Below are 13405 nucleotides of genomic sequence, written 5' to 3'. Positions count from 1 at the left end.
GGGTGTCCAGGGGTGCTGCACACAGTAGGCCAATCGGACCAAATCGGGCAAATCGCTCCACCCTTGAAAAAGTGTCGTACCCCCGGTGCAGGATTGGGGGCATGAAAGAGCTGGATGGATTCGGAGCCGCGACCCGCGAGTGGTTCCGCGCGGCGTTCGCGGCGCCGACGAAGGCCCAGGCCGGAGCGTGGCAGGCGATCAGCGCCGGCCGGCACGCGCTGGTCGTGGCGCCGACCGGCTCCGGCAAGACCCTGGCCGCGTTCCTGTGGTCCCTCGATCAGCTGGCCGCGCACCCGGCGGAGGACCCGGCCCGCCGCTGCCGGGTGCTGTACGTCAGCCCGCTCAAGGCCCTGGCCGTCGACGTCGAGCGCAACCTGCGGGCCCCCCTGGCCGGCATCCGGCAGGCCGCCGCCCGGCTCGGCCAGGCGCCGCCGGACATCAAGGTGGGCATGCGCACCGGCGACACCCCGGCCGACGAGCGCCGGGCCTTCACCCGCACCCCGCCCGACATCCTGATCACCACCCCCGAGTCGCTGTTCCTGCTGCTCACCTCGCAGGCGCGGGAGTCCCTGCGCGGGGTCGACACGGTGATCATCGACGAGGTGCACGCGGTGTGTGCCACCAAGCGCGGGGCGCACCTGGCCCTGTCGCTGGAGCGGCTCGACGCGCTGCTGGAGCGCCCGGCGCAGCGGATCGGGCTGTCGGCGACGGTGCGGCCGATCGACGAGACCGCGCGGTTCCTGGGCGGGGCGGCCGCGGTGGAGATCGTCCAGCCGCCCAGCGCCAAGACCATCGAGGTCGAGGTCCAGGTGCCGGTCGAGGACATGACGGCGCTGGGCGAGACGACGCCCGGCGAGGACGACGACGGGGCGCCCCGGCAGGCGTCCATCTGGCCCGCGGTCGAGGAGCGGGTGCTCGACCTGATCCAGGAGCACCGCTCGACGATCGTGTTCACCAACTCGCGGCGCGGAGCGGAGCGGCTCTGCGCGCGGATCAACGAGCTGGCCGGGGCCCGCGCCGGGGTACCGCAGGCCGAGCCGGGCCGCACCCCGGCCGAGATGATGGCCCAGGCCGGCATGGCCGGGGGCGCGCCGCCGGTGGTGGCCCGCGCCCACCACGGCAGCGTCTCGCGCGAGGAGCGCAAGCACATCGAGGAGGCGCTCAAGTCCGGGCAGCTGCCGGCCGTGGTCGCCACCTCCAGCCTGGAGCTGGGCATCGACATGGGCGCCGTCGACCTGGTGGTGCAGATCGAGGCGCCGCCGAGCGTGGCGGCCGGGCTGCAGCGGGTCGGCCGGGCCGGGCACCAGGTCGGGGCCGTCTCCCGGGGCGTGGTGTTCCCCAAGCACCGCGGCGACCTGGTCTCCTGCGCCGTCGTGGCCGAGCGGATGGTCGAGGGCGGCATCGAGGAACTGCGCTACCCCCGCAACCCGCTCGACGTGCTGGCCCAGCAGGTCGTGGCGATGGTGTCGATGGAGGCCTGGTCCGTCGACGACCTGGCCAAGCTGGTCCGGCGGGCCGCGGTCTACGCCGACCTGCCCGACTCGGCGCTGTATGCGGTGCTGGACATGCTCGCCGGGCGGTACCCGTCCACGGCCTTCGCCGAGCTGCGCCCGCGGGTGGTGTGGGACCGCACCGAGGGGATGCTCTCGGGCCGGCCCGGCGCCCAGCGGCTCGCCGTCACCAGCGGCGGCACGATCCCCGACCGGGGCATGTTCGGAGTGTTCCTGGCCGGCGCGGAGAAGGCGGCCCGGGTCGGCGAGCTCGACGAGGAGATGGTCTACGAGTCGCGGGTCGGCGACGTGTTCCTGCTCGGCTCGACCTCGTGGCGGATCGAGGACATCACCCCCGACCGGGTGCTGGTCACCCCCGCGCCCGGCGCCGCGGCCAAGATGCCGTTCTGGAAGGGCGACTCGCCGGGCCGGCCGGTCGAGCTGGGCCGGGCGATCGGGGCGCGGCTGCGCGGGTTCGTGAAGTCCGGCGACGACGCGGCCCGGGCCCACCTGCGGGCCGGCGGGCTGGACGAGTGGGCGGCCGACAACCTGCTGGCCTACCTGCGCGAGCAGCGCGAGGCGACCCGGCACCTGCCCGACGACCGCACGGTGCTCGTCGAGCGGTTCCGCGACGAGCTCGGCGACTGGCGGATGACCGTCCACTGTGTGCTCGGCGCGCGCGTCAACGCCCCGTGGGCGCTGGCGATCGGGCGCCGGCTGCAGGAGCGGTACGGCGTGGACGCCCAGGTCATGCCCAGCGACGACGGGATCGTGGTCCGGCTGCCCGACGTGGCCGACGAGCCGCCGGGCGCCGAGCTGGTCGCGTTCGACCCCGACGAGATCGCCGGGATCGTCGAGGAGACGGTCGGCACGTCGGCGATGTTCGCCGCCCGGTTCCGCGAGTGCGCGGCCCGGGCCCTGCTCCTGCCCCGCCGCGACCCGCGCCGGCGGCAGCCGCTGTGGCAGCAGCGGCAGCGCTCGGCCCAGCTGCTCGACGTGGCCCGCGACTACGCCGACTTCCCGATCACGCTCGAGGCCGCGCGGGAGTGTCTGCAGGACGTGTTCGACGTGGCCGGGCTGGTCGGCGTGATGCGCGACGTCGCCGGGCGCAAGCTGCGGCTGGTCGAGGTGGAGACCGAGCGGCCCTCGCCGTTCGCGCGGTCGCTGCTGTTCGGCTACGTCGGGGCCTTCCTCTACGAGGGCGACGCGCCGCTGGCCGAGCGCCGCGCCGCCGCCCTCGCGCTCGACCCGACCCTGCTCGCCGAGCTGCTCGGCCGGGTGGAGCTGCGGGAGCTGCTCGACCCGGCGGTCGTCGCCGAGACCGAGGCCTCGCTGCAGTGGCTCGGCGAGCAGCGCACCCCGCGCGACGCCGAGGACGTCGCGGAGATGCTGCGGGTGCTCGGCGACCTCGGCGACGAGGGGCTCGCGGCCCGCGGGGCCGACCCGGCCTGGGCCCGGGAGCTGGCCGAGCGGCGGCGGGCGATCGAGATCCGGGTGGCCGGCGAGGCGCGCTGGATCACCGTCGAGGACGCCGGGCGCTACCGCGACGCGCTGGGGGTGGCGCTGCCGGTGGGGCTGCCCACGGCGTACCTGGAGCCGGTCGCCGATCCGCTGGGCGACCTGGTGAGCCGCTACGCGCGCACCCACGCCCCGTTCACGGCCGCGGCGTGCGCGGCGCGGTTCGGGCTCGGGGTGTTCGTCGTCGAGCAGGCGCTGCGCCGGCTGCCCTCGGCCGTCTCCGGCGAGTTCTCCCCCGACGGCGCGGGCACCGAGTGGTGCGACGCCGAGATCCTGCGCCTGCTGCGGCGCCGCTCGCTGGCCGCGCTGCGCCGCGAGATCGAACCGGTGCCGCCCCGCCAGCTGGCCCGCTTCCTGCCGCAGTGGCACCACATCGGCGGCTCCCGCTCCCGCGGCGTCGAGGCGGTGGCCTCCGCGATCGAGCAGCTGCAGGGCATCGCGATGCCGGCCTCGGCGCTGGAGCGGCTCATCCTGCCGGCCCGGGTCGGCGACTACAGCCAGGCGTATCTCGACGAGCTCACCGCCTCAGGCGACCTGCTGTGGGCCGGCACCGGCTCGATCGGCGAGCACGACGGCTGGGTCACGCTCGCCTTCGCCGACGCCGCCCCACTGCTCCTGCCGCCGCCGGCCGAGGTGGGCGGGCCGCTGCACGAGGCGGTCCTGGAGGCGCTGGCCGGCGGGCAGGCGCTGTTCTTCCGAGGGCTCGCGGAGACCATCCACGCGCCGGAGGACGAGCTCATCGGCGCGCTCTGGGACCTGGTCTGGGCCGGGCACCTGTCCAACGACACGATCGCCCCGCTGCGCGCGAAGCTCGGCGGCGGCGGGGCGCACCGGTCGCGGCCGTCGGCGCCGAAGTCGCGGTACCGGCGGGCGAGTGCGCTGGCCATGGGCCGGGCCTCGCTCGCGGTGGCACGGACGGGCCCGCCGACCGCGGCCGGCCGGTGGTACCGGCTGCCCGAGCGGGACCTCGACCCGACCCGGCGGGCCACGGCCAACGCCGAGCTGCTGCTGGACCGGCACGGCGTGGTGACCCGCGGCGCGGTGATGTCCGAGGACCTGCCGGGCGCGTTCGCCGGCGTCTACCCGGTGCTGGCGGCCATGGAGGAGCGCGGGGCGGCCCGCCGCGGGTACTTCGTCGAGGGTCTCGGCGCCGCCCAGTTCGCGCTGCCGGGGGCGGTCGACCGGCTGCGCGGCGGGTCCGAGCACCGCGACGCGCTGGTGCTGGCGGCGACCGATCCCGCGAACCCGTACGGCGCGGCGCTGCCCTGGCCGGAGCGGGTCGTGGACGCGGGCGACGGCGAGCGGTCCGGGCACCGCGCCGGGCGCAAGGCCGGATCGCTCGTCGTGACCGTCGGCGGCGACCTGATCCTGTACGTCGAGCGCGGCGGGCGGACCCTGCTGTCCTACGCCGACGACGCGGAGCTGCTGGCCCTGGCCGCGAAGGCGCTGGCGGACGCGGTGCACGGCGGGGCGCTGGGCGCGCTCTCCGTCGAACGGGCCGACGGGGAGTCGATCCTGCAGTCGCCACTGCGGGACGCCCTCGCCGGGGCCGGGTTCCGCAGCACGCCGCGGGGGTTGCGCCTGCGCGGCTAGACAACGGCTGCGCCTGCGCGGCTGGAAAACGGCTGCGTCCTGCGCGGCTGGGCAACGCTGCGCCTGCGCGGCTAGAAAACGGCTGCGTCCTGCGCGGCTGGGCAACGGCTGTGTCCTGCGCGGCTAGTAGGTGATGGTCACTCTGGAGTCGGGGGTGAGCGAGAGGCGATCAGCGGCACTGCCGCCGTTCACGGCGACCGCCGCGTAACCCGCCGAGTCGGCGAAGAGCACCAGCTCGTCCGGCCCGGCGTCGCCGAAGGTCGCGGCGTGCACGGCCGGCGCGCCGTCGACCAGGACCGCGGCCGGGAGTGAAGCCAGGGCCGAAGCAGGGACAGCCAGCTGCACGTTGCCGAAGTGGTCCACCGTCAGCACATCGGACGCCAGCAGGCCGGGGCGCTGCTCGACGTACGGGTCCGGCAGCGCGACCAGGTCGGTGATCTCCGGCCCGCCCTCCGACAGCGGCGCGCCCGAGAACAGCCGGGCGGCCACCGGAGCGAAGATGTCCCGCCCGTGGAACGTCGACGAGACCGAAGCCGCGAACCACACGCGGTTGGTGAGGTGCACGGCGGTCGCCACGCCGCCCAGTGCGGCCGCGGCCGGAAGCAGCAGGCCGTTGTCCGGGCCGACGAGCAAGCTCCCGTCGCCCGTGGCCAGCGCGACCGGGCGCCGGGCCGTGCCCACGCCGGGATCCACGACCGCCAGGTGCACGCCGCGCGGCAGCGACGGCACCGTCTGGGCCAGCACCGCCGCGCCCCGCCGGACGTCGCCCGGGGGAACCAGGTGGGTGACGTCGATGACGCGCGCCGCAGGCGCCAGCCGGGCCAGGACGCCGTGGCAGGCCGCCACGAAGCCGTCGGACAGCCCGTAGTCCGTTGTGAAGGAGATCATCGCGATAGTGTCCGGTCCATGCGGCTTTGCGTGTTCACCGAGCCTCAGCTCGGCGCGTCATACGAGGACCAGCTTGCCATCGCCAAGCGGGCCGAGGAGCTCGGGTTCGAGGCGTTCTTCCGGTCCGACCACTACCTGACCATGTCCGGCGACGGGCTGCCCGGCCCGACCGACTCCTGGGTGACGCTCGGCGCCCTCGCCCGCGAGACGTCCACGATCCGGCTCGGCACGCTCGTCACCTCCGCCACGTTCCGGCTCCCCGGCCCGCTCGCGATCGCCGTCGCGCAGGTCGACGCCATGAGCGGCGGCCGGGTCGAGCTCGGGCTGGGGACGGGGTGGTTCGAGCGGGAGCACACCGCGTACGGCATCCCGTTCCCGCCCGCGCCCGAGCGCTTCGACCGGCTCACCGAGCAGCTGGAGATCCTGCGCGGGTTCTGGACCACCCCCGCCGGGCAGACCTTCAGCTTCGAGGGGCGCCACTACGACGTCGTCGACTCGCCCGCGCTGCCGAAGCCGGCCCAGCCCGCCGGGCCGCCGATCATCATCGGGGGCAAGGGGCCGAAGCGGACCCCGCGCATCGCCGCGCGCTACGCCGACGAGTTCAACGTGCCGTTCTCATCGCTGGACGACACCGACGCGCAGTACCGGCGGGTGGTCGAGGCGATCGAGCAGGAGGGCCGCGACGGGCGGGCCCCGATCGTGTTCTCGTTCGCGCAGACGATCGTGTGCGGCCGCGACGAGGCCGAGGTGCGCCGCCGCGCGGAGGCGCTCGGCCTCGACCCCAAAAAGCCACAGCCCGGCCAGCTGTACGGCACGCCGGACCAACTCGCCGAGCAGATCAGCGGCTTCGTGAAGGCCGGCGCCTCCCGCGCCTTCCTGCAGCTCATGGACCTGCGCGACCTCGACCACCTGGAGCTGCTCGCCACAGAACTGGCGCCGCTGCTGTAGCGAAGGGCTAAAGCCCCAAGATCCGGGCAGACGTTCGGCGTGCACCGGCTTCACAAGGCCCTGGCGCTCGTCGGCGTGCTGCTGCTGTTGGTGGCGGCACTGGCGGTACCGCTGCAGGAACCAAGACCGGTGAAAGTGCTGTGCGTCGAGGACGACGTGCAGGCCCGTGCGGTCGCCGGGCTCGCCAACTTCTCGGCCTGGCTCCGGCGCAACCACGCGACGGGGTTCATCGGCGAGATCGGGTGGCCCGGCGACAAGGACGCGGCGCAGTGGAGCAAGGTCGCCGAGGCCTGGTACGAGGCGGCCGACGCGGTCGGGCTCCCGGTCACCGCCTGGGCCGCGGGGACCTGGCCGGCGAACTACCCGATGGCCGTGTACCGCCCGGTCGCGCAGGGCCTCAAGGTCGACGTGGCCGGGCCGCAGGCGCACATCGTGGAGCGGCACGGCAGTACGCCGGGGTATCTGCGCGGGGTGAACCTGGCCGCGGGCAGCTTCGCGGCGTCGGACAGCAACGGCGGCTTCGGCACCACGAACCCGGGCCGCTACGGGCAGGACTACACCTACGAGACGCCGTCGAGCTACGCGTTCCTGGCCGGGCGCGGCGTGCGCCTCGTGCGGCTGGCGGTGAACTGGGAGCGGCTGCAGCCCCGGCCGTTCGGGCCGCTGGACCAGACCGAGCTCGCGCGGGTGCGCGATGCGCTGCGCCACGCGGACGACGCCGGGCTGGCGGTCATCATCGACCTGCACAACTACGGCGACTACGCGCTCGGGGGCGGCCAGGCAGGCCCGGTGACGATGCTGCGGCTGGGCGAGTTCCGGCTGCCGACGACCGCCCTGGCCGACTTCTGGCGCCGGATGAGCGTCGCCGCCGACGACCCGTCGGTGATCGGGCTCGGGCTGCTGAACGAGCCGACCCGGCTGGCCGCCGACGGCCGCGCGGGCGCGCTGATCTGGCAGCAGGCGGCCCAGGAGGCGGTCGACGCCATCCGCGCGACGGGCGACGAGCGGGCGATCCTGGTGAGCGGGTACATCCCGATGGGGCCGCCCTCGTGGGGCGAGATGCACCCGGTCGCCTGGATCAAGGACCCCGCGCACCGGGTCGCCTACGAGTCGCACGCCTACTTCGACCACGACGGCAGCGGGCACTACTGGATGACCTACGAGGACGAGCTGCGCAGCGTCACGTGGCCGCCGCCGGCGCACTGCCAGGCATTGACGCCGATGGGTCGCCAGGTGCTCAATGCCTAGATGCCTGTGACGGTACGACCAGCGGCTCCCGACGACCTCGACCGCGCAGTGGCCGTGTGGCGGGCCGCCAACGAGGCGCGCGGCCACGCGCCCGCGCCCGCCCGGGTGGACCGGGTGTGGGAAAAGCTGCGCGAGGCCGACGCGCTGGTCGTGGTGGCGGTCGACGGTGCCGAGACGGTCGCGATGGGGCTGGCCGAGCCGGGCCGGGCGGACGACGGTGCGGGCGCGCCCATCGCGGGGTACGGCCACGTCTCCATGGTCTTCGTCGCGCCCGCGCGCCAGGGCGCCGGCCTGGGCGGGCTGGTTCTCGACGCGCTGCACGCGCCCGGATGGCGGCGCACGACCCTGTGGACGCGCACGAGCAACGCGCGGGCGCGGCGGCTGTACGAGAAGGCCGGGTATCACCCGACCGGCCGGACATCGACGCTCGCCGGGGGTGACGGGATCATGCAACTGGAGCGCATGGGTTAGCCTCGGAACCGGTATGAGGCGTTGGGCGTTGGTGCTGATCGGGCTCGGCGTGGGACTGTTCGCCGGGTCGCAGCTCGCCGCGTCCCGGGCGCAGGCGACCGCGCTGTGGACCGGCGTGGCCGCGACGGTCGTCGGGCTGGTCATGTTCGCCGCGAGCGGGCCGACGCCGCCCGAGGAGGCCGCCGACGGCGCGGAGCCCCGCGCGGGGCTGCCCGGCCTCGGCACCCGCGTCGAGCAGATCCTGCGGCTGGCCGAGGAGCAGGCGGCCGCGCACCTGCGGGAGGCCGAGCACAGCGCCCGGAAGGTCCAGGCCCGGGTCGAGGCCGGGCTGTGGCTGGTGCTGCGCGAGGCCGACGACGGCGGGCGGTACGAGGTCGCCCGGCTCGAGTCGCGCGCGGACGCGGACGCCGTGGTGGCCGCGCTGGAGACCCGCGGGCACCTGCAGCGGTACTCCGTCGCGCCGGCGGGCTCGTAGCGTGCCCGAGGGCGACACCGTCTGGAACACCGCTCGGATCCTCGGCCAGGCGATCACCGGCCAGACGGTCACGCGCAGCGACTTCCGGGTCCCGCAGCTGGCCGCGGCCGACCTGTCGGGCTGGACGATCGCCGAGTCCGCGTGCCGGGGCAAGCACCTGCTGCTGCGGCTCACCCGGGAGGACCGGGAGCCGCTCACCCTGCACTCGCACCTGCGCATGGACGGGGCGTGGCGCACGTACAAGCCGGGCGAGCGCTGGACGGGCCGCCCGGCCCACCTGATCCGCGTGGCGCTGCACACTCCCGCCGCCGTCGCCGTGGGCTTCCACCTGCACGAGCTCGCGATCGTGCCCACGCGCGAGGAGGCGCGGCTCGTCGGCCACCTCGGCCCCGACCTGATGGGCGAGGACTGGGACGCGGACGAGGCGGTGCGCCGGCTGCTGGCCAAGCCGGACCGCTGGGTCGCCGACGCGCTGCTCGACCAGCGCAATCTCGCGGGCATCGGCAACCTGTACAAGGCCGAGACCCTGTTCCTGCGCGGCATCTCGCCATGGACGCCCGTCGGCGCGGTGGCGGACCCGGCCGCGCTGGTGGCGAAGGCGCACGCGCTGCTCAACTCCAACCGCGGCCGCTTCACGCAGACCACGACGGGCTCGCTGCGCCGGGGCGAGACCAACTGGGTGTTCGAGCGCTCCGGTCAGCCGTGCCGCCGGTGCCGCACCACCATCCGCCGGTGGACGGGCGGCGACCATGACCGCATCACGTACTGGTGCCCGCACTGCCAAGCCGGGAACGGACCTCCGGAGCGCACGTGACCGCGCGGGCGCACGAGGACGAGATCGCCCTCGGCGTCGAGGTCGACAAGCCAGAAGCCCTGGTTGTCGTACGGCATGTGCACCCTCGGAACGCTAGGCCCCCCGTCGCCAAAAGCCCCGCGCCCTAAGCCAGATTTGAAGCTTGCTTATTGGCAACGTATCCATCGCGACCGTTCGACGGTTGTACTCCCCGTGACCGGGGCACGGCGGGTTGGCGGGCACGGGGTAGGGTGCTGGCCGGGGATGACGGGCCGGACGTCTCATGGGGAGGGGCGATGGATCACCGCCTGACCCGCCGCGGCCTGCTCACCGGATTGCTCGCGGCGGCGGCGCTGGCCGCGTGCGACGACGCCCCCGGCGTGACGCCGACCCCCACCGACTCCTTCGATCCGCCACAGGACCAGCCGCTGGCCACCTGGGAGCTCACCGGCGGTCTGACCGCCGCCGGCATCACCGCCCTCCGCCCGCCCCGCCTGGTCGTCTACGGCGACGGCGACGCGATCGCGGACGCCACGTACCGCTCCCGCCTCGACCCCGACCAGCTGCGCGCCCTGGCCAACAGCCTGGCGGACGACCTGCGGGCGAGCGCCTCCCAGAAGAAGCCGACCCCGACCCCGACGATCGTCGACGCGCCGGTCACCAAGGTGACGGTCTGGTCCCCGACGGGCCGGCTGACCTTCACGGCCGAGGGGATGGACGAGCTCAAACCCGATCACGTGTACGCCGACGTCCTCTACGACGCCCGCGACCGCCTCGCGACCGTGCACAAGGCGGTGTCCCAGACGGCGCAGCCGTACCTGGCGACCCGGGTCCGCGTCGTGGCCGTTCCGGCCCTGATCGGCCAGGCCGGCACCGGCTCACCCGTCGTCCCGGACCCGAGCCCGTCGGCGACCGAGACCCCGTGGCCGGCGGACATCTCCCTGCCCTCCCCGGACGCCGAGGGCCTGCGCCGCACCGACCTGGACGGCGACGCGGCCCGCGCGGCCGTGCGGATGCTGACGCGGGACCTGGACCAGCGGGGCGCCTGGCCGTCGTACCGGATGACCGACGGCACGGTGGTCCGCGCGAGCTGGCGCTACCTGCTGCCGAACGAGTGACGTTGCTGATCACGAAATGTCGGGCGCTTCGCTAGCCCGACATTTCGGACTTATACCCCGACAGGCGGCATGTCGTGATGCGCGCCAACTGAAGGCCGCCGGGACCTCGCGAATCCCCCGTCGGGCGATAAATGCGATATGTCCGATCACGGAGTGTTGGACATATCGGGCAAAAGGGCGAGCAACGAGAGCTGGACATACCGGGCAAAAGGGCGAATAACAGCAGTCGGCCCGCAGGGAGGCGAGCAGCGATTCAGGCGGTCTGTGGCCGCGGCGCCGCCTGCGGGTTGCGCAGGTCGGCCAGCCCCTCGGCAACCCCGCGCAGGAACGCCGTCGCGTCCGTCAGGTTCCCCACCGCCACGTTGTCCTCCGCGACGCACCCCGCCGCCGCCGTGACGAACTGCTCGTACGCCGCCACGCCCTGCTCCAGCTGCTGGGCCAGCATCTGGTGGGCCGGCCGCAGCGCGTCGCCCGACGGGCCGATCCGCATCGTGCGCTCCACGGAGGCACAGCGCTGGGCGAGGTCGCGCAGCTGGCGCTCGGCCACTGCCGCGTCCAGGACCGCGCTCTCCGCGTGCGGGCCCAGCCGGCCGACGAGGCCGCTGAGCATGAGCGCGGCGCGGTCCAGGCGGCGCCAGGGTTCGGCCACCGTCAGGCCGCGCAGCTTGAAGGACTCGCGCTGGCGGTCGAACTCGGCCACCGCCGTGCGGCCGGCGGGCAGGCGCTGGACGAGGTTCACCAGCTTCTCGCGGGCGGCGGCGCCGGCGAGGGCGGGATCGGGCTCCGGGGGTACCGGTAAAGCTTTGAAGGCTCTGAAATCGACCCACCGCCACCAGGTGATGGCGATGGAGCCGCCGGCCGCGGCCGCCCAGAACGCGTCGGGCAGGCCGAGGCCGGCGTAGGGCACGAGGACGGCGGTCGCGCCGGTGAGCAGGCCCGCGCGCACGGACCAGCCCCGAGCCGAGCGGTGCAGCTTGCGCAGCCGCTTGAGGTGCTTGTCCCGATCGCTGGCCATGACCGCCCCCCGATCCCGGTCAGCCGGCGCTGGCCGAGTCTCCCTGCTGCTTGTCCTTCATGCTGGCCCGGATCTCGTCGAGCCGGGAGATGCTGGCGTCCTTCTGGCCCGGCGAGGCGACCGCGGGCGACTCGGGCGCGGCGCCGAGCTTCTCGCCGGCCATGCTCGCGCGGATCTGGTCGAGCCGGGAGCTGCCGGCCATGTCGAGGGTCGAGCGCTGCACCTCGAGCATGCGGCCCTCCACCGAGTTGGAGGCGAGCTCGGCGCGGCCCATCGCGTTGGCGTACCGGCGCTCGATCTTCTCCCGCACCTCGTCCAGCGACGGGGTGTTGCCGGGGGCGGCGAGGCCGCTCATCGACTCGAGCGACTTGGCGACGGTCTCCTGCATCTTGGCCTGCTCGAGCTGGCTGAGCAGCTTGGTGCGCTCGGCGAGCTTCTGCTGCAGCATCATCGCGTTGTTCTCGACCGCCTTGCGCGCCTGGGCGGCGGCGTTGAGCGACTGGTCGTGCAGGGTCTTGAGGTCCTCCATGCCCTGCTCGGCCGCGACGAGCTGGGTCGCGAAGACCTGCGCGGTCTGCTCGTACTGCTGCGCCTTGGCCTCGTCGCCCTCGGCGCGCGACTTGTCGGCGAGCGTCAGGGCCTGGCGGGCCGAGCCCTGCAGCTTCTCGACCTCACCCATCTGCCGGGACAGCCGCATCTCGAGCTGCCGCTGGTTGCCGATCACGGCCGCGGCCTGCTGCACGAGCGCCTGGTGCTGACGCTGCGCGTCCTCGATCGCCTGCTGGATCTGCACCTTGGGATCGGCGTGCTCGTCGATCTTGGCACCGAACAGCGCCATAAGGTAGTTCCAGCCCTTAGCGAACGGATTCGCCATTTCGCGGTCCTCTCTCGGCCAGCACAGGGACGTGCGGCTTCTATCGTGTCAGGCCAGCGCTAGAGCGTCACGCCCGGTTGGAGGCCAACCGGGCGAAAATTCCCGCGAAACCCGTACATTGCGGACACAAGTCAGGGGGATCTCAGGGCTGAGGGCCCGGGACATCCCCGCCACTGAGCGCCGAGCGACTCAGCCGCTCGGCTTCGGCCAGGCCCGCGCGCAGGCCCTCGAGGTCGTTCGTGAGCTCCGCCACCTTGGACGCGGTCAGCGGCGCGCCACCGACCGTGGTCGCGTGCAGCGCGACCAGCTCCGCCATCCGCGCGACCAGGCCCTCCAGGCCCAGCACGGCGGACTGCATCCGGGCCAGCAGCATCTCGCGGGCTTCGCGCAGCCGCTGGCCGACGTCCAGCTGGTCGGCGACCGCGCGCCGGGCCCGCTCCCGCTCGTCGCGCAGCGGCCCGGGCGCGAGGCCGGAGAGGCTCCGCTGGATCTGGTTGTACTCCTGGCGCAACCCCTGCGTGTTGATCCCCGACGCGGTCTGCTCGATGAGCGTCACCTGGCCGGCGAATCGGGCCAGGTCGCTCAGCGCGCCGGCGGCCGAGTCGTCGACCTCGGAGACCTGGCCCCGCAGGATCGGGTCGCCGGTGCCCTCGGCCTGGCGGCGCAGCGTGCGCACCGCCTTCTCGGCCCGGCGCAGGAACCGCTCGGCGTCGCTCCCGCGCGGGGGCGTGGGCAGGCTGGGCGGGGGTGCGGCGTCGATCGCCCGGGGCGAGCCGCCGCGGTCGGTGAGCGCGCCGAGGCCGACCCGGATCCCGTACACCGCGCCGGCGACCGCGAGGCCGACCGGCACGCCGACGAGCAGGCCGGCCGGGGCGAGCGCGGCCGCGACCGCGCCGCCCATCCCGCCCAGCACGCCGGCCGCGACGAGGCCCCACGGCTCGGTCAGCTGCTCCTTGACGCCCACGACGGTAAGT

11 protein-coding genes are annotated in these 13405 nt (G+C 74.4%); 7 read left to right on the top strand and 4 right to left on the bottom strand.

The features are described from left to right. Window positions 1-101 precede the first annotated feature (101 nt). Complete coding sequence (locus ACQPZ4_RS08030; protein ID WP_433057496.1) at window positions 102-4601, top strand: ATP-dependent helicase; 4500 nt, start codon at window positions 102-104, stop codon at window positions 4599-4601. Between the two features lie 123 nt (window positions 4602-4724). Here ACQPZ4_RS08030 and ACQPZ4_RS08025 read toward each other — a convergent pair whose 3' ends face one another. After that, the gene (locus tag ACQPZ4_RS08025; RefSeq protein ID WP_433057495.1) at window positions 4725-5489 is read right to left on the bottom strand and encodes an SAM hydrolase/SAM-dependent halogenase family protein; all 765 of its coding nucleotides are present in this window, start codon (window positions 5487-5489) and stop codon (window positions 4725-4727) included. A gap of 18 nt (window positions 5490-5507) precedes the next feature. On the opposite strand from ACQPZ4_RS08025, the gene ACQPZ4_RS08020 reads away from it, so the two are divergent. The 6 genes from ACQPZ4_RS08020 (at window position 5508) to ACQPZ4_RS07995 (ending at window position 10542) form a co-directional block, all read left to right on the top strand. Next, on the top strand, window positions 5508-6437 hold the full coding sequence (locus tag ACQPZ4_RS08020; RefSeq protein WP_433057494.1) for an LLM class F420-dependent oxidoreductase: 930 nt from the start codon (window positions 5508-5510) through the stop codon (window positions 6435-6437). Between the two features lie 39 nt (window positions 6438-6476). Continuing rightward, window positions 6477-7685, top strand: coding sequence for a glycoside hydrolase family 5 protein (locus ACQPZ4_RS08015; RefSeq protein ID WP_433057493.1), 1209 nt, complete (start codon window positions 6477-6479; stop codon window positions 7683-7685). After that, window positions 7686-8156, top strand: a complete 471-nt coding sequence (locus ACQPZ4_RS08010) for an N-acetyltransferase family protein (RefSeq protein ID WP_433057492.1) — start codon at window positions 7686-7688, stop codon at window positions 8154-8156. It begins immediately after the preceding gene. 13 nt (window positions 8157-8169) lie between these two features. Beyond that, window positions 8170-8631, top strand: coding sequence for a hypothetical protein (locus ACQPZ4_RS08005; RefSeq protein WP_433057491.1), 462 nt, complete (start codon window positions 8170-8172; stop codon window positions 8629-8631). A gap of 1 nt (window position 8632) precedes the next feature. Then, on the top strand, window positions 8633-9445 hold the full coding sequence (locus ACQPZ4_RS08000; RefSeq protein WP_433057490.1) for a DNA-formamidopyrimidine glycosylase family protein: 813 nt from the start codon (window positions 8633-8635) through the stop codon (window positions 9443-9445). A gap of 275 nt (window positions 9446-9720) precedes the next feature. Continuing rightward, window positions 9721-10542: a hypothetical protein gene (locus ACQPZ4_RS07995; protein WP_433057489.1), complete on the top strand. Its 822-nt coding sequence runs from the start codon at window positions 9721-9723 to the stop codon at window positions 10540-10542. A gap of 253 nt (window positions 10543-10795) precedes the next feature. Here ACQPZ4_RS07995 and pspM read toward each other — a convergent pair whose 3' ends face one another. The 3 genes from pspM to ACQPZ4_RS07980 all read right to left on the bottom strand — a co-directional run bounded on the left by pspM (window position 10796) and on the right by ACQPZ4_RS07980 (window position 13395). Then, entirely contained in the window at window positions 10796-11557 is a 762-nt protein-coding gene (gene pspM, locus ACQPZ4_RS07990) for a phage shock envelope stress response protein PspM (protein WP_433057488.1), read from the bottom strand. A gap of 19 nt (window positions 11558-11576) precedes the next feature. Further along, window positions 11577-12431 (bottom strand): PspA/IM30 family protein, encoded by an 855-nt coding sequence (locus ACQPZ4_RS07985; RefSeq protein WP_433057487.1) that lies wholly within the window; start codon window positions 12429-12431, stop codon window positions 11577-11579. Window positions 12432-12573: 142 nt separating this feature from the next. After that, window positions 12574-13395, bottom strand: coding sequence for a hypothetical protein (locus tag ACQPZ4_RS07980; RefSeq protein WP_433057486.1), 822 nt, complete (start codon window positions 13393-13395; stop codon window positions 12574-12576). Window positions 13396-13405 lie beyond the last annotated feature (10 nt).

This window comes from Dactylosporangium sp. CS-033363 (genome assembly GCF_050942475.1).
Taxonomy (GTDB): domain Bacteria; phylum Actinomycetota; class Actinomycetes; order Mycobacteriales; family Micromonosporaceae; genus Dactylosporangium.
The sequence above is the reverse complement of the archived record's forward strand: the minus strand, read 5'-3'. Positions and strand labels throughout refer to the sequence as shown.

Excerpts from the sequence above, each read along its gene's own strand:
- ACQPZ4_RS08030 (WP_433057496.1), top strand. The coding sequence starts at position 102 with ATGAAAGAGCTGGATGGATTCGGAGCCGCGACCCGCGAGTGGTTCCGC.
- ACQPZ4_RS08025 (WP_433057495.1), bottom strand. The coding sequence starts at position 5,489 with ATGATCTCCTTCACAACGGACTACGGGCTGTCCGACGGCTTCGTGGCG.
- ACQPZ4_RS08020 (WP_433057494.1), top strand. The coding sequence starts at position 5,508 with ATGCGGCTTTGCGTGTTCACCGAGCCTCAGCTCGGCGCGTCATACGAG.
- ACQPZ4_RS08010 (WP_433057492.1), top strand. The coding sequence starts at position 7,686 with ATGCCTGTGACGGTACGACCAGCGGCTCCCGACGACCTCGACCGCGCA.
- ACQPZ4_RS08005 (WP_433057491.1), top strand. The coding sequence starts at position 8,170 with ATGAGGCGTTGGGCGTTGGTGCTGATCGGGCTCGGCGTGGGACTGTTC.
- ACQPZ4_RS07995 (WP_433057489.1), top strand. The coding sequence starts at position 9,721 with ATGGATCACCGCCTGACCCGCCGCGGCCTGCTCACCGGATTGCTCGCG.
- pspM (WP_433057488.1), bottom strand. The coding sequence starts at position 11,557 with ATGGCCAGCGATCGGGACAAGCACCTCAAGCGGCTGCGCAAGCTGCAC.
- ACQPZ4_RS07985 (WP_433057487.1), bottom strand. The coding sequence starts at position 12,431 with ATGGCGAATCCGTTCGCTAAGGGCTGGAACTACCTTATGGCGCTGTTC.